We start from the raw sequence: 19,248 nt of genomic DNA, 5'->3' as shown, positions 1-19,248 counted from the left end.
AATCTTGAACCTAAAATGAACAGGTTTCAAGGAGGGGGAAGTAATTATGCATAATCAATTCGTCTATACAAGGCAAAAACTGGTTAAGAAGTGCCTATTTTTCGTCTAAATATGACTCTATTCACCTAAACTGGTTCAATTTCTTTTAGGTGACGCTGTGCAGAAAGCTTTGCAGCCACACTACCAAGCAGAGTTCCGACGATCAAAAGCAGTAAAGATTCATCCCAATTCAGGCCAATTAAACGGAAGTGGCTGTCGTATAGCTGAGCCAAGTCATCCACCGCGCTGTTCAGCAATACGGTAATCAATGCCGTCATTACCCAAGCGCTAATCGAACCTAAAACGCCAAACCACATCCCAGCATAAAGGTATGGTCGAAGAATGTAGCTGTCGGTCGCACCAATCAGCTTCATGGTTTGAATCTCTTCTTTATGCGCCAACACATTAAATCGTAGTGTATTGCCGATAATCAGAAATACCGCGCCCAGCATCAATACCGTTAAGGTAATCACGATGACAGCCGCTAATGCTTTGATCGCATCTAATCGCGCTAACCAATCTTCGTCTAGGCGAACATCGGTCACTAATTCTTGTTGTTTAACTGTGCCTGCCAGCTCTTTAATTAAGGTATCGCTGTGCACGCTTGGCGTAATCACCAGCACACCTGGCAGTGAATAATCGTCGAGAATGGTTAGGGCGTCTTCAAAACCAGAATACTGGCTGAGGTCTGCAAGCCCTTGCTGCGGAGAAATGTACTCCACGAGCTCAACTTGATCCCAACTTTCGATTTCATCCTTAAGCACCATTACTCGTGGCTCAGGAATACCATCCTCTACATAAGCACTTATTTGTGACGGGCTAGTGACATCTTGCGCCACTTCCCCTACATTTTTACCTAATAGGTACAAACAAGCTGGCATCGCCAACGCCATAGAGATCACCGCAAGGGTCAGTAAGTTGCCTAACGGGCGCTGCCACATTTGCGAGAACGATGACTTGGCTTGTTTCCAGTGAACAACAAAGAAGCCGTCGCTTGAAGCGCGGTTTGCTGCTCGATTAGATTGAGGTTTTTTGATGCGCTTATTCGCGGCCATAGTCTTCAACCTCACTCAAAAATCCTTGGTTTAATTCAAGATGGCGGTACTGAGGGCGAGTGTTCACTAACCCGATATCATGCGTCGCTAGGATGATCGTCACACCTGCGCGGTTGAATTCTTCAAATAATCGCAACACACGGTTAGATAATTCAGGGTCTAGATTACCGGTAGGCTCATCGGCTAAAAGCAGAGTTGGACGGTTAACCACGGCGCGAGCAATACCCACGCGTTGTTGTTCACCACCAGAAAGTTGGCTTGGCAAACAACGGGCTTTATCTAATAAACCGGTTTTATCCAACGCAGCACTGACTCGGCGTTTTATTTCGTTTTCAGAAATAGATTCAATACGCATAGGCAGAGCGACGTTATCGAAAATCGAACGGTCCATCAGCAGGCGATGGTCTTGAAAAACAATCCCAATATTACGGCGTAAGAAAGGAATGTCTTTGGCTGGGATACGAGTGATATCGTGATCGTTGAACCAGACACGTCCATCAGTTGGACGCTCTATCGCGCAGATCAACTTCAGCAAGGTACTTTTACCAGCCCCAGAGTGCCCACCCAAAAAAGCCATCTCTCCACGTTTCAGGTGAAAGTCCACTTTTTGGAGCGCTTGTCTTCCACCTCGGTAGGCTTTACTCACTTGCTGAAATTTGATCACCGAAAATTCCTCTTACGATCACTAATATCAAATTTAAAAACGGTAGCAGATTAAGGATAAACCACTTTGCTACTCGCGTTACTCTTCACGGCTAAATAGTGCTTCAATGAAGTCTTTAGATTCAAATGGACGCAGGTCATCAATACCTTCACCCACACCAATGTAGCGGATTGGAATCTGGAACTGGTCAGCAATTGAGAAAATTACACCACCTTTCGCCGTACCATCTAGCTTAGTCAGTGTAATACCCGTAACTGGAGCCACTTCACTGAACAACTTCGCTTGGCTGATAGCGTTCTGACCTGTACCTGCATCGAGCGTTAGCATGATTTCGTGTGGCGCAGAGTCATCAATCTTCTTCATTACACGAACGATCTTGCGTAGCTCTTCCATCAGGTTGCTCTTGTTCTGCAAACGACCGGCTGTATCAGCAATCACAACATCAACACCACGAGCCTTCGCTGCTTCAATCGCATCGTAGATAACAGACGCACTGTCCGCACCAGTGTGTTGAGCGATAACTGGCACATCGTTACGCTGACCCCAAACCTGAAGCTGTTCAACGGCTGCAGCACGGAAGGTATCACCCGCTGCTAGCATCACTTTCTTGCCTTCATTTTGGAATTGTTTCGCCAGCTTACCGATCGTAGTTGTCTTACCTACACCGTTCACACCCACCATTAAGATAACGTAAGGTGTTTTAGTGGTATCAACAACCAGTGGCTGTTCCACTTGGCTTAAGATGTCTGCCATCTCTTCTTTGAGCAGACCATAAAGCGCTTCACCGTCTTTTAGGTCATTGCGAGATGCTTTTTCTGTCAGGTTTTCAATGATCTTAACCGTGGTATTCATACCCACGTCAGCAATCAGAAGTTGCTCTTCTAGCTCTTCAAACAGGTCTTCATCGATTTGCTTGCCTTTGAACAGACCAAAGAAACCAGCACCGATGTTTGCTTTAGTGCGGCTTAGGCTGCGCTTAAGACGAGCAAAGAAGCTTTCTGTCGGCTTCTCTTGTACTTCTTCAACCTTAGCTTGAGGAACTGCCACTTCTTCCTGTTCTGCTTCTGCTTCTGCTTCTGCTTCTGCTGCGACAGGTTGCTGCTCTTGTTGAGCTTCTTCAAGCGCTTGCTCAGATTCAGTTGGCTTAACTTGTTCAGCTTCAGGCGCGACCTGTTCAGCCTCAACTTGTGATTCAACTTCAGTTTGATCTTCAACGCTTTCTACGTTCGCTTCATTCTGAGTTTTTGGGCTTTGTTCTTCTTCACCAAAACCAAGCCACGATAATAATCCGCGCTTCTTTTTTTCCGTCATCAGAGGAGTTTCCTAGATCTACTAATTAGCTGTATTGACTTAATACACGTCGACTCTTTGCTATTGTTATACAATACAAGCTTGTACAAACGAATAGTAAAGAAAAATGACAAAGCAGTGATAAGTTTGCTTTTAGCTTGATACACTTTGTCATTGCAAATTTATTTAATACACGAACCCACTTAAATTGGGCTCGGTATAGTATCACTTTATTAGCGGTCAAAAAATCTATGGTAAGACGTCGCCAGCAAAACACATCACAAAAAAAGCCATCCGGAGGCTTTGTTCGAATTATTAGTGGCTCATGGAGAGGTAGAAAGCTGCCTGTTCATGATTTAGAAGGATTACGCCCAACCATTGACCGAGTAAAAGAAACACTCTTTAACTGGGTGGCTCAAGATATCCCACATTCAACTTGCTTGGATGTATTTGCCGGTTCTGGCGGTCTAGGTTTTGAAGCAGCTTCTCGCCAAGCCAAAATGGTGACACTGCTCGAAATGAATCAAAAGGCGGCTAAACAGCTTTCTGATAACGCGAAAGAGCTCAAGGCAGACAACATTAATGTCGTGAATACTGATGCTATCTCTTTCCTTAAGAAACCAGGCACTCCTTACGATATGGTTTTCCTTGATCCACCATTTCGCAAAGGCTTACTGGCAGAAACAGTACAACTGCTTGAGAGTAACGGTTGGCTTGCAGACAATGCCATCATTTACGTCGAGACAGAGAAAGAACTGAAACTCGAAGCTATGCCAGAGAACTGGGAATTGCATCGCGATAAGACCACCGGACAGTCAAGCTACCGACTGTTCAATCGAATTACTGAAGAATAGGAGTTATTGAATGAAGTTCTTGCTTCCACTAGCAAAAGCAGCCATCGCCTTTGTTTGGTTTATCTTGATCGTAAATATTTTCTACCCGTTCCCGGGTAATGCTGCGATTGCGCTTTATATCATGACAGCATTCTTGTTCTTCATGCACGGCCTGCAGATGCTGATTTTCATCGGTGCTTTCGGCGACAAGATCGAGATGTCACGTTGGGAGAAGTGGTCAATATTGATTTTCGGTGTCTTCGCCTTACTCGATATCCGACGCAAGCACATGATGTAATCGAGCTTAAGCCCAGATATAAAACGCTTAGCTACAGAAAACATCATGACAGAAACAGTAGAGACAAAAACGCCGCTCATTTGAGCGGCGTTTTTTTATTCAGCAATGATATTGATGTTAGCCCATGTAGCCTTTCACACCATCGAGGAACATTTGCGTCGACAGCATAACCAACAACAAGCCCATCAAGCGTTCGATGGCTTTAAGACCTCTCTCTCCCAGCACTCGCAGGAAGAAGCCATTAAACATCAGAATAAAGAAGGTAGCACCCCAAGCCAGCATCACTGCGCCTGAAAGCTCTAACATATTGTCAGGGTGCTGTGTCGACAACAGAATCAATGCCGCAATCACTGAAGGGCCAGCAATCATTGGGATCGCCATCGGCACAATAAACGGTTCTTCACCCGCCGCGAGGCCAGTAATACTACCCGCACTTGGGAAAATCATCTTAATCGCGATGATGAATAGAATAATACCGCCAGAGATACTCAAGGTTTCAGGCTGCACGTGCAGGAAGTTCATGATGCTTTGACCAGCAAACAAGAACAACAGCAGGATAACCAGCGCAAACATCAGTTCACGAACAAGAACAATACGGCGACGCTTCGGATCAATATGCTTAAGGATAGAGAGCACGATTGGTAGATTGCCAAGCGGGTCCATAATAAGAAACAGCATGGTTGCTGCAGATAAAATTTCCATAAGTTTGTCTCGAAAAGCGTAAGTGCGCGGAGTATAGCAGCCTCAACATTGATTTTCGAACGCAGTAATAAAAGGATTAACTTATGTAATTAGAAGGGAATTTTGCGAGAGCAAATAGAAAGGAAAAAGGAAAAAGAGAATTTAAAGAGTGAAGCCGAAACGTCGCATCCACTCTTCTTATCGATAAAAGCCAAAAGGCTCTAAAAACCAAATCTCTGGGAATTAGTGGTTACACACACGTTCGCGATTAGTGCAAAGCTTGTCATCGACAACGACAACCTTTTCCATCTTCAAGAAAAACTTCAACAGGCTATCTAAATCCAGACCATTGAGCTTACAAGTATGGAAGCGAGCTTCTTCGCCATAGGTTTGAGCAAGCGCTAATGTTAGCTCTTCGCGAGTCAGTGGCTTTTCACTAAGCAGGTTTAAAACGTTGTGTGCGTGAATTTCAGTCGTCATAACTCAATCTCATGTTTAATGAAGTAGACGTAGAGTACCGAGTTTTAGCAACGCCGTTTTGATGTAGCTCAGGCTTGAGAGAGCTCTACCCTAAATAGTAATCGATGCGACGATGAATGCGTGTGCGAGAAAGTAACTGCCCGTTACCCAAAAGTAAGCGCCCTTGATTGGGCTGCGGTAACTGTTTAGCGCATAAGCTAAGGCCGAAAGGAGCAGCACGCTACAGCCAGCAAAACCGACCGCGTGTGATAACTGAGGATCCAGCAGCCAAACCTCACCAGAAGCCCATGCTAACTGAATAAGCACAATGCCCATGATGACCACGGGAAAAACGAGTTTGTCTAAGCGTGGCAGCAGTAAAAAGAAAGCAACAACGCAAGCTGCCAATAACAGCGCGAACAACCACCAAACCATTTCACCTGATAGCTGTAACCAAAAAGCTTTGCTGTAACAGAGTTGAGCCAATAAGAAGCAGACAAAATGCAGAGGGCGTTTTTGAGTGAGAGTATGAAGCACATCTGCGATCGCAGAGATAGCCAACCCCGCAACTATCCAATAGGTAAAGTCAGCCACAACCGACTGAGTTAAAGCAATTGTCGCTAATAATACAAAGGTAAATACCTTATACGATAAGGCCTGACCGATATGTCCATGTTTCGTTCCTGCTATTGCTCCGATACCAGATAAGGAAACCGCTAACCAACTCCACATACCACTTGCCCTATTGCTTTAAATCGTCGCCAGTCTAGGCACACGAGTGTTGATGTAAAGCCTCAGCCCCTCAAAATTGGATCTTGATTACGCTTCCACTAAAAAGAGTCTCTTTAGATTGAAGTCGTAACAATTACCACCATGACAATGGCCATTCGTTTAAAACTAGAACGAATCATCATAAAACCCATTCAAACTGGCATTAGAGTCGCCATACTTGAATTTTGGCCAATTCTAACCTATCGACCCCACCAAAACCGGCCTAATTCCGTAAAATACCACACTTAAAAAATTAAAATAACCACATTTAAAGTAAATAATAACAATAACTTAAATAAACAAACTCAAGATTAATAGGAAAATAAAAACGCCAACCAAGCCTAGACTTGTAAAGTAGCCAGTTTTCTTTTTTAACGCCCAGTTTTGTCAGGTTATTTCAAGCCTCCGGTAAAAATCGCCACAAAAACCAAGCCGAAAACTTAAAAAACCAACCAAAACCAACCTAGCCACCACCAACCTCTATTAATACAGTTTAACAACCTTTAACAATATAAATTACACAAAACAACCATTACAAAACAACAAGTTAAATCAAATTAGAACAAACATAAATCACAACGAACAAATTAAGAACACACCATAAAACACAGTTAAACACTGCCAAACAAGCCAAAAACTCATAGTTTTCTACTACTTTTAAAGCTTTCGAAAGTAATTCTTGATCTAAGGCCATAAGTAGTGCTATTCTTTAAAACATAGCGAGAGACAACCAAATTTAGGAGTAGTGTTATGATTTCATCTTCGCAAAGACAAGGACTTGTAATGATCGCGGTAGTTGTAGGTCTAATGACACTACCGATGATGTACTAAGCAAGTTACAGATAAAAAAAGGGACGCCATGAGCGTCCCTTTTTTTGTTCAATTTTTTCACTTCGAAAACAGATGCAGTGTTAGCACATCCCAGTTCGCATAATAGAAACCTGCGGCAGCTAAAGTCATTGCCATCATCAGTAAGATCGCAACTCGCCAGATAAAACGACCACTACGTGGAGTCAGCTCCTTCTCACAGTCGTTACACATCATGATGAACTTATGTTGGTCTTCCAACTTAGCCTCATGTTCATTGACTACCTTATTACGACACGTTGCGATATAGCGCAGCTTGCTCACCATATCGTGCGGTAGCCTTTCTTCACAGCTTGTTACAAGCTCATGCAATCCTTCGCCTTCGGCATGATATTGAAGCCTCAATAATTTCTCTATATTGCGAGTTCTTGTCACCACTTTTTCAATATCGGTCATCTTAGCCCTCCCACTCCACACTATAATTCTAGTCGAGCATTTCCCTATTCTTATACAAAATCACTGTTATTTACGAGAGAAAGAGACAATAAATAACAATGCTTTATCCCAAACTGACCATTAAATGTGATGTCTGCCGAAAAATAATCAGTTTGGCTTACAACAGTTCACGAATAACGGCTTTAAACACATATCCCTATTGCCTGAAAGACTAGAATAACCATCACGACTACATGGAGGTTATATGCCTAATTCACTCTTTTTTGCCATCTTTGCTCTCGCTGCTCTAGCGGCTTGGGTATTTATTGGTTTCTATCGAAAACACTCGCAAGGTGAAAATGCGCCAGAGAAGAAAGTGAATGTCACGGTGTTAGACAAACAATCGATCGACCTTCCTGACGCAGAACCGGGCCAAGAAGATCAAGAGTACTGGATTTACGTTCAACGTGGTGTGGTTGGTCCGAAGCGAGAATTCCAAGTCGGCATCCACTATTTCCACGCCCTTAACCCTGGCGACAAAGGAACCTTAACCTACCGAGGCGATAAGTTCTTACACTTTGCGTTGAAGCGCTAAACGTCAGCCGCTTCAACTGTCGTCCCTAAGCAATCCATCAGAAAGCCTTAGCAATCACCGCTAAGGCAATAACCAACGCGTTTTCTCTGACTTAGACACCAACCAGCTCATCCATAATGCGCCAGCTCCGCTGATCACAATCCATAATGGAATAACCCATGCCGGATGTCCTTGGTACCAACCAAACTCTTTCATCGGCCACAAGAAAATCGGGTGCAGCAGGTAAATACCTAAGCTGTGCTTACTGATAAAGCCAACCACTTGGTTACTCTTCTCAGACAGGCCTTCACCATAGTAACGGCATACCATGAACACCATGCTCGCGGCTAATACGGTATTCAACGTTTTGTAAGATAGCCAGCGCCCTACCGTGTACTCTTCTGCTACCAAGCTTGCATCAACCACCATGTAAACCGTGGTTAGTAACGCTAGCCCACCCAGTAACACACTCACGCCAACGGTCATCTTGTTAAGTGGCACAATCTTATACAGCAAGTAACCCAATGGTAAGTAACCGGTGTACAACCACAATTCGTGACTCCAAGGGCCATCGATTTTCAGTAAGAACAGCAATGTTGTGAACAACCATACCGCCGTAAAGGCATAGACCGATCTATCACCGTACTTTCTAACCATGATCTGCAAGAACGGAATCACAAAATAGAGTGGGATGAAGTAATAGAAGAAACCAAGGTGGTAATAGGTGTAATGATGGTAGCTATTAAGCAACACGTCCCAACTGACGTCGGCATCAAAGCCCATTGCCGACCAGCCCGACAGATAGGTATAGAAAAGCGACCAGACAATGAAAGGTATCAGTACCTTGCCCAAACGACGCTTGAGGTAGTATTTGGCGTCAAACGGGCGCTGATCACTGAGCATCAGTGCGCCAGTAATCAAAATGAACACAGGTACTGCCCAGCGGCTGAAACCGTTTACCGTAATGGCAGTAAGCCATTCACCGAAAGGAATAGTGCCCAACTCATTGCGATAAGGCGCCAAAACATGAATCGCGATAACCGCTACGGCCGCGACACATCGTGCTAAATCAAAAAAGAGAATTCGCTGCTTCATGTAAATGCCTGATTAATATTCAATCATTCTACTATAGCAATAAAAAAGCTGACCGGAATAAATACCAAGTCAGCTTAGTGTTAAAGGAGATACTTATCGCGAATTTAGCTCATACGACTCTAGCTTCTGCGACTTGAGCTCTCACAAATGAGGCTCATGTGGCTGAAGCTTATGCCGCTGAAATTTGCGGCACTTTCGGTAAACGCAGAGAGATCACCGTCGTTATCGCCAAGAATGCGAAGGAAACCCACAGACACGCAGACAAACCTGCCATTTGGAATACCAAGCCCGACAATATCGTGCCAATCAAACGGCCCATCGCGTTTGCCATGTAGTAGAAACCGACATCAAGAGAAACGCCATCGCCTTTCGCATAACTCACAATCAAATATGAGTGAAGTGATGAGTTCACCGCAAAGATGACACCAAACACCATCAAGCCACCGATAATAACTAACTCGGGTTGCCAGCCAATCTGTACCGCATAAGCGATAGCAGCGGTCACTATAGCCAGCGCACCCGCCCATAACAGCGCGGCATGGCCATCTGGCACCTTACCTTGAGCTTTACCAGTAATCTTCGGCGCTATGCCCTGTACAAAGCCATAAGCGATAGTCCAAGCAGCTAAGAAACCGCCAACCCATGAGTGATCCCAACCAAACACACTGCCTAGGTAAATCGGCAAAGCAATCACAAACCACACATCACGAGCGCCAAACAGGAACATACGTGCTGCGGATAGGATGTTGATGGATTCAGACTTAGAGAAGATCTGTTTGAACTTAGGCTTGGTTTTCGCTTTGCCCATGTCCGCTTCTAAGCTCAACACACTGCCAACGAAGACCAATGCCAACACGGCTGCCATCGCGAGCACGGCGTATTGGAAGCCAATCGTTGAAAGCAGTAAACCACCAATAAAGAAGCCTGCCCCTTTAAGCGCATTCTTAGATCCGGTCAGAATCGCAATCCACTTATAAAGCGCGCCTTGTTGTTCATCAGGAACCAGAGTCTTAATTGAGCTCTTGGCACTCATCTTATTGAGGTCTTTAGCGATACCAGACAAGGCTTGCGCCGCCATGACCCAAGGAATGGTCAGCATTGCCGTTGGCACCGCGAGCATACCCAAGGCGACGACTTGCATGCCTAACCCAATGTTCATGGTCTTATTGAGGCCAAGACGCGCCCCTAACCAGCCACCGATTAGGTTAGTCACCACACCAAAGAATTCATAGAAAAGGAACAGTGAGGCGATTTCTAACGAACTGTAGCCAAGGTCGTAAAAATACAGAACCACCAACATGCGAAGTGCACCATCAGTAATGGTGAAGTTCCAGTAGTTAAAAGTCACCAACATGTATTGGCGAACGCTCTTACTTAGATTTGAAAACATAACGCTATCTCTGCAATCTAAACAAAAAGAGCTTTTGGATCATGATAAGTTCAACACTCCAGATACCAAAAGCTCCCTGTCTAACACTGATGACTATTAGCTATTCGCTACGCCATTAATGTATTCAACCTGGATAGGTTTAGTGAAGGCACCTGGACGCAGTGCCTGCACCTCTTGAACTACCTTGCTCAAATCCCAGCCTTTTTCTAACAGTAGGTGAGCTGCGAACAAACCAGTGCGACCAGAGCCGCCCATACAATGCATTGCAACCTTGCCGCCGTTATCGACGATGTTATGTAGCTCAGGGCTAGCTGCTTGCCACTTCGCAGCAAAACCAGCACCCGGTGCACAGTCGTCTTCAATTTCGATCTGGAACCATTGCATACCTAACGCACTTGTTTTTTCACCAAGTGCCGCCACGTCTTTGCTTGCAAGCTCATGGTCATCAAGTGCTGTCACGATAGCTTCAACGCCTTGCTCTTTTAGCTGAGCCAGTGATGCATCAAGCGTTGCTTCTTTTGTGCCAGGGCATGGTGTTAGAACTAATGCGCCAGTCTCTACTTCTAGTTCCCAAGTTGGATGTGTCATTATATCTTCTCCAGATTCTTATTAAGCAAGGCCAACGGTACGAACCAGCTCAGCAGTACGTGTTGCGTAACCCATCTCGTTATCGTACCAAGCGTAGATCTTAACCATGCGCTTACCGACCAACATCGTTGATAGTGCATCCACGATTGTTGAGCGTTGGTCGCCTTTGTAATCGATAGAAACCAGTGGACGCTCTTCAAAGCCAAGAATACCTTTTAGTTCATTCTGAGACGCTTCTTTCAGCATCGCGTTAACTTCTTCTGCCGTGGTGTCTTGCTTCACTTCGAAGATGATGTCTGTCAGAGAAGCGTTCGCTAGCGGTACACGAACTGCGTGGCCGTTGATGCGGTTTTCTAGCTCAGGGAAGATCTCAACAATCGCTTTGGCGCTGCCCGTCGTTGTTGGGATAAGACTCATGCCACATGCACGTGCGCGGCGTAAGTCTTTGTGCGGCGCATCAAGAATAGTTTGCGTGTTAGTTAAATCGTGAATAGTGGTGAAGGCTGCGTTCTCGATACCAAGCTTCTCGTTGATCACCTTAACCACTGGCGCGATACAGTTCGTTGTACAAGACGCTGCCGTTACGATTTTGTGTACCGCAGGGTCGAAGATATTGTCATTCACACCAACAACGATGTTTGCGATGCCTTCTTCTTTCACTGGCGCCGATACCACAACACGTTTCACGCCCTGCTCTAGGTATTTGTTTAGGAAAGAGGTCTTACGGTGAACACCTGTCGCTTCGATAACCACATCACAACCAGACCAGTCGATCGCATCGATGTCGCGCTCTTGTGTGGTCTTGATGCGCTGGCCATTAATGATCATCTCATCGCCTTCTGCAGTTACTTCGTGGTGAAAGCGACCTTGAACTGAATCAAATTCTAGAAGGTGGGCCAGTGTTGTTGTGTCGCCAGCAACATCGTTAATTTGAACAAATTCTAGCTCATCCCAATCGAATGCTGCGCGAAGTGCTAGACGGCCGATACGACCAAAACCATTAATACCTACTTTGACTGTCATTTTCTGTTCTCTCAGTTAGTGGTGAAACTTAAATTAAGACTTAAACGCAACATACTGGGCGTGAGTTCATCGACTCTAGACGCTCAATGTCTTGCTGGTATTCAGTTTTCAAACAGTTCGATGCGATAAGGTCATCAATTAACTTTAGCATCCAACCCGGTAAATCTTGTGACAGGCGGTAAAACACCCACTGCCCTTGGCGAACGTCAGTCAAAATGCCGTTTGAGCGCAGCTGCGCAAGGTGGCGAGAAACCTTTGGCTGACTTTCTTGCAATGCCTGAGTCAACTCACCAACAGAAAGGCACTCTTGGCGCACAATCAACATTAAGCAACGCACTCGCGTTTCATCAGACAGTAATTTAAAAAATTGGTGAGGAAGCATAACTACATACTCATATATGGATATGCGCATATATTAGTTGTAAAAAAACGCACGTCAAGGCGTGCGTTTTAAATGTCATAAAAGTTTAATAAAGCAACACTACAGCTTGTTGGTCACTGTGTGACTCCAGCGACGCGCTTCTGTAAGTTCAGTTTTCACCTGATCCACGCTAAGCCCTAAATCAGCGCAGTGCTCATCAATCTGCTGCCAATCCGCATGCTCAAAGCTCTCTTCAAGGGCAAGCAAAGTACCGTAAGGCCCTTCCCTACGTAATAGAGCCACCTTGATACTTTTACACAGCGGCAACTGCTCGACTAAGTTCTCTAACGACAAGTCCAACAGAGCACCCAACAAGGAGAATAAGCCAATCATAAAGGCCTGTTCTCTATACCCTTCAAATGCCTGATAGCGAGACATACGCTGACAAAACTGAGCACGCTGTAGGGACAATCCATACAGCTCTTTCGGCTTTTTATCAGAGACATAAGAGGCGACGGCTAACGACACAAACATTTTCAGTTTCTCTTGACCTAGATACACCAAAGCCTGACGAAAAGAAGAGATGGTCACTTCAAGGCGCGGCGACATAGTATTCACAAAACGCAGCAGCTTATATGAGAGCGCCACATCTTTCGCGACAATGCTCTCCACCCGTTGAAAGTCCACATCGGGCTTACACACTTCTTGAAACAGCTCTATAGCAATCACTTGCTCAGGGCTAATGTATTTACTCTTGATGATTTCCGGTTTATTGAAAAAGTAACCTTGGAAAAACTTAAAGCCAGCCTCTTTGGCTTGCTGGAATTCTTGTTCGGTCTCAACGCGCTCCGCCAAAAAGCTAAACTTTTTCCCTTGATGCGCCCTAACCAAATCACACGCTTCATCCAAACCCATCTGCATAATATCGAGCTTTACGATATGCGTGTATTTAAGGAAACGTTCCCATTCTGGGGTCGAAGTAAAATCATCTAGGGCAATCATGTAACCCGCTTGGTAAAGGTCTTTAACCGCTTCCAACAATTCATCTGTTGGTTTACAGGTTTCCAGAATCTCTACCACCACCTTATCTTTCGGCAAACTTAAGGGCAGTCGACGAATCAAACTTTGATAAGGGAAGTTGATAAAGCAGCGTGAAGATGGAATAGAAGGGTTAAGACCAACAGACAAGAAGTTCTCAACAATCAGACGATACGTTGCTCGATTAGACTCAATATGCGCTGGGTACGCATTCTTTTCTCCATCGCGAAATAACAACTCATAGCCGAGTGTATTCCTCTTGCGATTTAAGATAGGTTGTCGAGCAACGTATGTAGCGGTCATTTCTTGATAACTCTGATTGGTTTAACTATAACTCAGTCGCTTAATCTAAGCTTTCGCGGCAGCTAGCAAAGCACCGCAGCCCATGAACATACCACCAAATATTTTATTTATCTTACCCATTATGCGATCAGAGCGAATAAAACGTCCCATTTGTGACGCTAATGAGGTGTAAGCCAACATAACAACGCTATCAATGAATACTGTCGTCACACCTAGCACTAATAACTGAGGTGCTTGAGGTTGTGTAGGGTCAATAAACTGAGGAAACAAAGCCACCAAAAACACGATTGATTTCGGGTTAGTTAGGTTGATAAGCACAGCGTTTCTCAGCAGTTTGCCACTCGACAGAGTAGAGCTTTCTTCAGATGCTACTAGGCTCGAGCTATCACGCCACTTTTGAATACCTAACCAAAGTAAGTACACCACGCCGACCCACTTAATGATGGTGAACGCCAACGCAGACTTAGCAACGAGTGCACCGATACCCGCGCCCACCAGCATAATGTGAAACGCAAGACCAAGCTGTAAGCCAACAATTGATGCGAGTGACTTTTTAGTGCCATAGCTAAGCCCATTACTGATTGAGTTAACGGTACCCGAGCCCGGAGCCAAGCTAAACAAAATCGCTGTGACAACATAAGCAAGCCAAACATGAGTATCCATTTGCATTTCCTTACTAGTTCTTTAATCTAACAACATTAGTAGCAATAAAGCTCTCACACGCATCAGTTCAGGTAATTTCCCATGGAAAACCACAGCGAAGCCACCTTCCCTTACACTCAAGAACCTCAGTTCGATCATGCGATTAAACACCCGATCAACGCTCTTTGGCAACAAAGAAAAGAGGGGTTTTTAACATCGTCTGGTAAAAAGAAACTGTACTGGTGCAGCCTCACCTCAGAAAAGCACAGCAAAGCTATTGTGATTTCAAATGGCCGTATCGAATGCTGCCAAAAATACCAAGAAATCTTTTATGATTTTTATCAACAAGGCTATGACGTTTATTCATTTGACCACCAAGGTCAAGGCCAGTCTGAACGTATGGTAACAGACTCTGACATTGGTCACATTCATGAGTTTGATGATTATGCATCTGACATGTCTGACGTCATTGCCAGTTTTGATCTCAGTAAGTATTCCAATCGCTACCTGCTCGCACACTCAATGGGCAGCACCATAGCCACTCGCTACCTACAAACCCATCCAGACCACCCGTTTGATAAGGTGACTCTGTGCGCTCCGATGTTTGGTATCAATACCGAGTGGTACCTGAAACCTATCGCTATGATCGTTGGACAAGTGCTTACCGCTTTTTATGCCAAGCCAACTTACGCGCCGGGCCAGCAAGCATATTATTCGAAGCCTTTTGAAAACAACTTACTGAGCCACAGTAAGGTTCGCTATCAGTGGTTCCGTCGCTTATATGACGAGTCTCCATCTTTGCAGGTGGGTGGACCAAGCACGCGTTGGGTGTGGCAAGGGTTAATGGCCGCCAAGCAAGCAATTCAACAAACTCGTCAAATCAAGATCCCTCTGCTATTGATTCAAGCTGGGGATGAAAAGATTGTCAGTAACAGTGCTCAAGTAAAGTTCATCTCTAAGCTGAAGAAAACCAACTCTGATTGTCAGTTTAAGTTGATTGAGGGTTCTAGGCATGAGGTGTTGTTTGAGCAGGATGAATATCGCAATCAAACACTGGATGCGATCAATCAGTTTTTCGCCTAGAGCTAATAGGCTAAGCAACCTACCAAGAAAATAAGCGCTAAAGAGGAAGAGAAGTAAGTGAGCTTTGCCCTCTTTTCTTGCATGAATTTGGCATACAATTTCTACCTAGAGATATTGTAGTTAAAACGATTCTAGCGCTGGCTAGCGTCAATATTGGTTAAGCATTTTGCAATGAGGGTTAAATGAGTATTTCTGCACTAAAAGATTCCGTGAAAATTGTTGCTTCTGATTTAGATGGTACGCTTTTGGCTCCCAACCATCAGCTAAGCGACTTTACCAAGCTAACGCTTAAGAAATTACACGACCAAGGTTATACCTTCATCTTCGCTACGGGTCGTCACCACGTCGATGTGGCGGGTATTCGTCAGATAGCAGGTATTCCGGCGTACATGATTACTTCAAACGGTGCACGCGTGCATGACCAAAACGATCAACTGATGTATAGCCAGAACGTACCTCAGGAACTCGTTCAGCCAGTTATTGATATTGTGCGCCAAGATCCAAACCTCTTTATTCACATGTACCAGAATGAAGATTGGTTACTAGACCGTGAAGATGAAATGTTGGCTAAATTCCACAGTGAGTCTGGCTTTAGCTACAAGCGCTTTGAAGCTGAAAACGCACCAAGCGAAGGCATCGCGAAAGTCTTCTTCACACATCCAGAACAAGACCACGAATATCTCGTCACGTTTGAACAAAAGCTAAGAGATGCTTTTGGCGACAAACTGAACATCGCCTTCTCTACACCTTGGTGTCTGGAAGTGATGGCAGCTGAAGTCTCTAAAGGCCACGCTCTAGACGCTGTTGCAAAATCACTAAACCTGACTCTGGATAACTGTGTTGCCTTTGGTGACGGAATGAACGATGCCGAGATGCTGGCTATGGCAGGCAAAGGCTTAGTGATGGGTACATCGCATGAGAAAGTATTTAAAGCTTTACCAAACAATGAAGTGATTGGCAGCAGCGCAGACGACGCCGTTGCTCACTACCTAGAAAAGCACCTGCTCTAATCTCGCTCGTTGAACAGATCTGAATAAATAAAAAGGCAGCCAACTGGCTGCCTTTTTTGAACCTTACGTAAAAAGCTCTCTCTAACGCTATCGAGAACCTAACACTTCTTTGCTTAAGATTGCCTGCCACTCTTGTTCGGTAACCGGCATGATCGATAAGCGATTACCGCGTTTCACCAAGGGCATTTCGGAGAGTTCAGGCATGGCTTTAAGCGTAACCAAAGGAATCAAGCGCTCAGTCACTCGCACAAACTCGACATCCACCATGATCCAGCGTGGGTTATCGGGTGAAGACTTAGGATCGTAGTAATCACTCTCAGGGTCGAACTGAAAGTGGTCTGGGTAGGCTTCTCTGGTTACTTTAGCGATCCCCGCTACGCCAACTTTTTTACATGATGAGTGGTATATCATCACCAGATCGCCAAGCTTGACGTCATCACGCATCATGTTTCGAGCCTGATAGTTGCGTACACCCTCCCAACAAGAGGTTTTTTGTACTCTAAGAGTCTGAATAGAGAAGGTGTCGGGTTCTGTTTTAAATAACCAATATGCCATAATAAATCCAATTAACGGTTGCTCCGAGGAAGATATAACATGAAGGTAATGAAAAACCCAGTGACATGGCTAGTCGCGTTCGCTCTACAAGGCTGCGTTACGGCACCTGATACGCCGCAACAGCCGGAACTGCCCCCAGCAACCTTGGATGAGCCACAGAGCATTCAACCGCAAACCTTCATCATGCGTGGTCAGGTGGTGGTTGGCCATGAAAGCCGAACCTTCACTCCTTGCGGTAGCCAACAACAATACTGGTTAGACTTATCTCCAGAGTTAGCGTTAGAAGCACAAGGGCTCTCAACGAGACCTTACCAAGCCTTATATGGCGAGCTGATTGGTCACCTAACCGTGCCGAGCCAAACGGGTTATAACGCAGATTTCACAGCGCGTTTCGTGGTTGACCAAGTGAACATCCTAACCGCAGAGAACCCAGATCGCTGCGTCCAACCGCTGCGCTCAACACGAGTATTTGGTAATGAACCCTTCTGGTCAGCAACCTTCGATAAAGACCAGCTGAAATACACCAAGATGGGCGAACAGCCACAGACCCTCGATATTGAATCAAGCCGCACCACATCGAGCAGCCGTGACTACCAATTAGAAGGTAAAGCTGCACAAGGCAAACTCAACCTTACGAAAGAGAGCTGTAGCGACGGCATGAGCGATTCTATCTATGGATGGCATGCCAAGCTTAACCTCAATGACAGTAACTACAATGGCTGTGCGACGGTCTCTAACCAAGATCCAACGCTGGACTGGAGCGGACTCTACTTCGCTAGCTCAACGCAAAACTCAGGGTTCTCTATCAACCTTGAACTCAACAATGACCACAGTGCTATCACGACTTATTCATACAGCAATGGAGACCCTTCTATTGTTGAACAAGGCTTCTGGCAGCAACTGAACCAAAATCAGGTACAAGTGGTTATGACTCGCCACCAGCAACAATATTTGATCTCCGAGCGCATCTTCACACTCGATAATGGCAAGCTAATCGCTGAAAAAGAGAAAGTGGGCAACGTGGTGTATCCGATTGCCAATGGCGGTCTGGTGCTATTCGAAGCTAAGAGTGCGCAAGCACAAGTAAACACCACCACTAACGTTGATCTAACCGCAAAGCAGGTGAACTCCAGCGATCAACTTGATCCAAAAGTCGACCAAGCGATCCGCGAATACTTTAAGATCAACAACAGCTCACCTGACGACACTAAATACCGCTGGTTAACCTACGACCTCAACGGCGACGGTAAAGAAGAGCTGTTCGCCCAACTCGATTGGTGTGGTTCTGGTGGCTGTACACTGCTAATTTTCGAAAACCATCAAGATAACTGGCGCTTCAATAGCCGAGTGACACTGGTTAAGGGCGACATACGCTTAGGTAAATCGCAAAACCACGGCTGGCAGGATCTGATCTTCAATGTCAGTGGCGGCGGTGCAACACCGGCGAAACACACACTTTCATACTCTGGTGTCAGCTACCCGCTAAACCCAAGTGTCGCTCCAGTTGCAGATGATGCTGATATCAGCGACGTGGTTTTGTTTGCTGATGGTATCTCACCCGCACAAAGTGGAGTTAAGTTGTAAACATGAGTAACCAACAAGCTTGCCATGGTTGTAGCTTCACTCACCAATGTATTTGTCACCTGATACCTAGTGTCGCAAGCCAAATCGATCTTGTACTGCTCACTCATGAGAATGAACTGTCACGCGATACCAATACAGGGAAGCTGCTTCAGCAATCCCTTGATCAGTGTCAGTCCGTTGTATGGCAAAGGAAAACACCACCAGCGGAGCTCATCGCACTGCTTGACGATGAAACACGACAACCGTTTCTTTTATTCCCAAGTGATCAAAGTGTCGAGTGCCAGCAAGCTGTAATGACCCAAGCCCAGAGCCGTAAGCCGCTATTCATCATCTTGGATGGCACATGGCAAGAAGCGAAGAAGATGCTTAACAAGAGCTCGTGGTTACAAGCCGTTCCGCAAGTTCACCTCGATATTACCAGCGAATCTTCATACACCTTGCGCCGCAACCAAGACAGTGGCCACTTGTGTACTTGTGAAGTGGGTATTGAGTTACTCAAATCTTTAGGTGAAAGTGAATCTGCCAAGCTCATTGATGACTACTACCAGCATTATCTAAAAGTGTTCCACGCCGACAAGTGTGGCCACGCCCTCAAATAGACCAAGCAGGCGCGCGGGAAGGTAAAAACACATTTCGGGACGAGACAGACACTAAATCGAGTAGGAGGAGG

At 45.3% G+C, this 19,248-nt stretch carries 22 protein-coding genes; 7 read left to right on the top strand and 15 right to left on the bottom strand.

Annotated features, from left to right (window positions below):
- Nucleotides 1-125: 125 nt before the first annotated feature.
- The 3 genes from ftsX to ftsY form a co-directional block, all read right to left on the bottom strand.
- A complete protein-coding gene (gene ftsX / locus AB4517_RS08685) occupies nucleotides 126-1,094 on the bottom strand; it encodes a permease-like cell division protein FtsX (protein ID WP_372055705.1) in 969 nt (322 codons plus the stop codon).
- Nucleotides 1,081-1,758 carry a cell division ATP-binding protein FtsE gene (ftsE, locus tag AB4517_RS08680; RefSeq protein WP_004736585.1) on the bottom strand — a complete coding sequence of 226 codons (678 nt, stop codon included), beginning with the start codon at nucleotides 1,756-1,758 and terminating at the stop codon, nucleotides 1,081-1,083. The genes ftsX and ftsE overlap by 14 nt, the downstream gene beginning before the upstream one ends.
- Before the next feature lie 78 nt (nucleotides 1,759-1,836).
- Nucleotides 1,837-3,069 carry a signal recognition particle-docking protein FtsY gene (gene ftsY, locus AB4517_RS08675; protein ID WP_017068601.1) on the bottom strand — a complete coding sequence of 411 codons (1,233 nt, stop codon included), beginning with the start codon at nucleotides 3,067-3,069 and terminating at the stop codon, nucleotides 1,837-1,839.
- A 230-nt stretch (nucleotides 3,070-3,299) separates the two neighbouring features.
- On the opposite strand from ftsY, the gene rsmD reads away from it, so the two are divergent.
- Complete coding sequence (gene rsmD, locus AB4517_RS08670) at nucleotides 3,300-3,902, top strand: 16S rRNA (guanine(966)-N(2))-methyltransferase RsmD (protein ID WP_017061036.1); 603 nt, start codon at nucleotides 3,300-3,302, stop codon at nucleotides 3,900-3,902.
- A 10-nt stretch (nucleotides 3,903-3,912) separates the two neighbouring features.
- Nucleotides 3,913-4,179 (top strand): DUF1145 domain-containing protein, encoded by a 267-nt coding sequence (locus AB4517_RS08665; protein ID WP_016784000.1) that lies wholly within the window; start codon nucleotides 3,913-3,915, stop codon nucleotides 4,177-4,179.
- A 117-nt stretch (nucleotides 4,180-4,296) separates the two neighbouring features.
- Here AB4517_RS08665 and AB4517_RS08660 read toward each other — a convergent pair whose 3' ends face one another.
- The 4 genes from AB4517_RS08660 to AB4517_RS08645 form a co-directional block, all read right to left on the bottom strand.
- A complete protein-coding gene (locus AB4517_RS08660) occupies nucleotides 4,297-4,881 on the bottom strand; it encodes a YhgN family NAAT transporter (protein WP_017063768.1) in 585 nt (194 codons plus the stop codon).
- Between the two features lie 222 nt (nucleotides 4,882-5,103).
- Complete coding sequence (locus tag AB4517_RS08655; RefSeq protein ID WP_017066763.1) at nucleotides 5,104-5,340, bottom strand: YecH family metal-binding protein; 237 nt, start codon at nucleotides 5,338-5,340, stop codon at nucleotides 5,104-5,106.
- A gap of 90 nt (nucleotides 5,341-5,430) precedes the next feature.
- Nucleotides 5,431-6,051 carry a lysoplasmalogenase gene (locus AB4517_RS08650; RefSeq protein WP_017061033.1) on the bottom strand — a complete coding sequence of 207 codons (621 nt, stop codon included), beginning with the start codon at nucleotides 6,049-6,051 and terminating at the stop codon, nucleotides 5,431-5,433.
- A 927-nt stretch (nucleotides 6,052-6,978) separates the two neighbouring features.
- A complete protein-coding gene (locus AB4517_RS08645; RefSeq protein WP_004736595.1) occupies nucleotides 6,979-7,353 on the bottom strand; it encodes a hypothetical protein in 375 nt (124 codons plus the stop codon).
- A 244-nt stretch (nucleotides 7,354-7,597) separates the two neighbouring features.
- On the opposite strand from AB4517_RS08645, the gene AB4517_RS08640 reads away from it, so the two are divergent.
- On the top strand, nucleotides 7,598-7,927 hold the full coding sequence (locus AB4517_RS08640; protein ID WP_372148206.1) for a DUF2500 domain-containing protein: 330 nt from the start codon (nucleotides 7,598-7,600) through the stop codon (nucleotides 7,925-7,927).
- A gap of 60 nt (nucleotides 7,928-7,987) precedes the next feature.
- Here AB4517_RS08640 and AB4517_RS08635 read toward each other — a convergent pair whose 3' ends face one another.
- The 7 genes from AB4517_RS08635 to rhtB all read right to left on the bottom strand — a co-directional run bounded on the left by AB4517_RS08635 (nucleotide 7,988) and on the right by rhtB (nucleotide 14,367).
- Nucleotides 7,988-9,001 (bottom strand): acyltransferase, encoded by a 1,014-nt coding sequence (locus tag AB4517_RS08635; protein ID WP_017061031.1) that lies wholly within the window; start codon nucleotides 8,999-9,001, stop codon nucleotides 7,988-7,990.
- 169 nt (nucleotides 9,002-9,170) lie between these two features.
- Nucleotides 9,171-10,391, bottom strand: coding sequence for an organoarsenical effux MFS transporter ArsJ (arsJ, locus tag AB4517_RS08630; RefSeq protein WP_029235838.1), 1,221 nt, complete (start codon nucleotides 10,389-10,391; stop codon nucleotides 9,171-9,173).
- Between the two features lie 96 nt (nucleotides 10,392-10,487).
- Entirely contained in the window at nucleotides 10,488-10,979 is a 492-nt protein-coding gene (locus tag AB4517_RS08625; RefSeq protein ID WP_372055699.1) for a cyclin-dependent kinase inhibitor 3 family protein, read from the bottom strand.
- A 21-nt stretch (nucleotides 10,980-11,000) separates the two neighbouring features.
- On the bottom strand, nucleotides 11,001-12,002 hold the full coding sequence (locus AB4517_RS08620) for an ArsJ-associated glyceraldehyde-3-phosphate dehydrogenase (protein ID WP_017061027.1): 1,002 nt from the start codon (nucleotides 12,000-12,002) through the stop codon (nucleotides 11,001-11,003).
- A 40-nt stretch (nucleotides 12,003-12,042) separates the two neighbouring features.
- Nucleotides 12,043-12,384 (bottom strand): metalloregulator ArsR/SmtB family transcription factor, encoded by a 342-nt coding sequence (locus tag AB4517_RS08615; protein ID WP_372055697.1) that lies wholly within the window; start codon nucleotides 12,382-12,384, stop codon nucleotides 12,043-12,045.
- Nucleotides 12,385-12,483: 99 nt separating this feature from the next.
- A complete protein-coding gene (locus tag AB4517_RS08610) occupies nucleotides 12,484-13,704 on the bottom strand; it encodes an EAL and HDOD domain-containing protein (RefSeq protein WP_372148205.1) in 1,221 nt (406 codons plus the stop codon).
- A 45-nt stretch (nucleotides 13,705-13,749) separates the two neighbouring features.
- Nucleotides 13,750-14,367 carry a homoserine/homoserine lactone efflux protein gene (rhtB, locus tag AB4517_RS08605; RefSeq protein WP_372148204.1) on the bottom strand — a complete coding sequence of 206 codons (618 nt, stop codon included), beginning with the start codon at nucleotides 14,365-14,367 and terminating at the stop codon, nucleotides 13,750-13,752.
- A gap of 81 nt (nucleotides 14,368-14,448) precedes the next feature.
- On the opposite strand from rhtB, the gene AB4517_RS08600 reads away from it, so the two are divergent.
- Nucleotides 14,449-15,429, top strand: coding sequence for an alpha/beta fold hydrolase (locus AB4517_RS08600; protein WP_017063762.1), 981 nt, complete (start codon nucleotides 14,449-14,451; stop codon nucleotides 15,427-15,429).
- Between the two features lie 182 nt (nucleotides 15,430-15,611).
- Nucleotides 15,612-16,439 (top strand): Cof-type HAD-IIB family hydrolase, encoded by an 828-nt coding sequence (locus AB4517_RS08595; RefSeq protein WP_372148203.1) that lies wholly within the window; start codon nucleotides 15,612-15,614, stop codon nucleotides 16,437-16,439.
- A gap of 87 nt (nucleotides 16,440-16,526) precedes the next feature.
- On the opposite strand, the gene AB4517_RS08590 is transcribed toward AB4517_RS08595, so the two are convergent.
- Nucleotides 16,527-16,994, bottom strand: a complete 468-nt coding sequence (locus AB4517_RS08590; RefSeq protein WP_017061021.1) for an EVE domain-containing protein — start codon at nucleotides 16,992-16,994, stop codon at nucleotides 16,527-16,529.
- A gap of 39 nt (nucleotides 16,995-17,033) precedes the next feature.
- Here AB4517_RS08590 and AB4517_RS08585 point away from each other — a divergent pair, with 39 nt between their 5' ends.
- Nucleotides 17,034-18,578 (top strand): COG3650 family protein, encoded by a 1,545-nt coding sequence (locus AB4517_RS08585; protein WP_136974434.1) that lies wholly within the window; start codon nucleotides 17,034-17,036, stop codon nucleotides 18,576-18,578.
- 2 nt (nucleotides 18,579-18,580) lie between these two features.
- Complete coding sequence (locus tag AB4517_RS08580) at nucleotides 18,581-19,177, top strand: tRNA-uridine aminocarboxypropyltransferase (RefSeq protein WP_136974433.1); 597 nt, start codon at nucleotides 18,581-18,583, stop codon at nucleotides 19,175-19,177.
- Nucleotides 19,178-19,248: the final 71 nt, after the last annotated feature.

It is taken from the genome of Vibrio sp. 10N.222.52.C3, from assembly GCF_041474195.1.
GTDB classification, from domain to species: Bacteria; Pseudomonadota; Gammaproteobacteria; order Enterobacterales; family Vibrionaceae; genus Vibrio; species Vibrio crassostreae_C.
The sequence above is the reverse complement of the archived record's forward strand: the minus strand, read 5'-3'. Positions and strand labels throughout refer to the sequence as shown.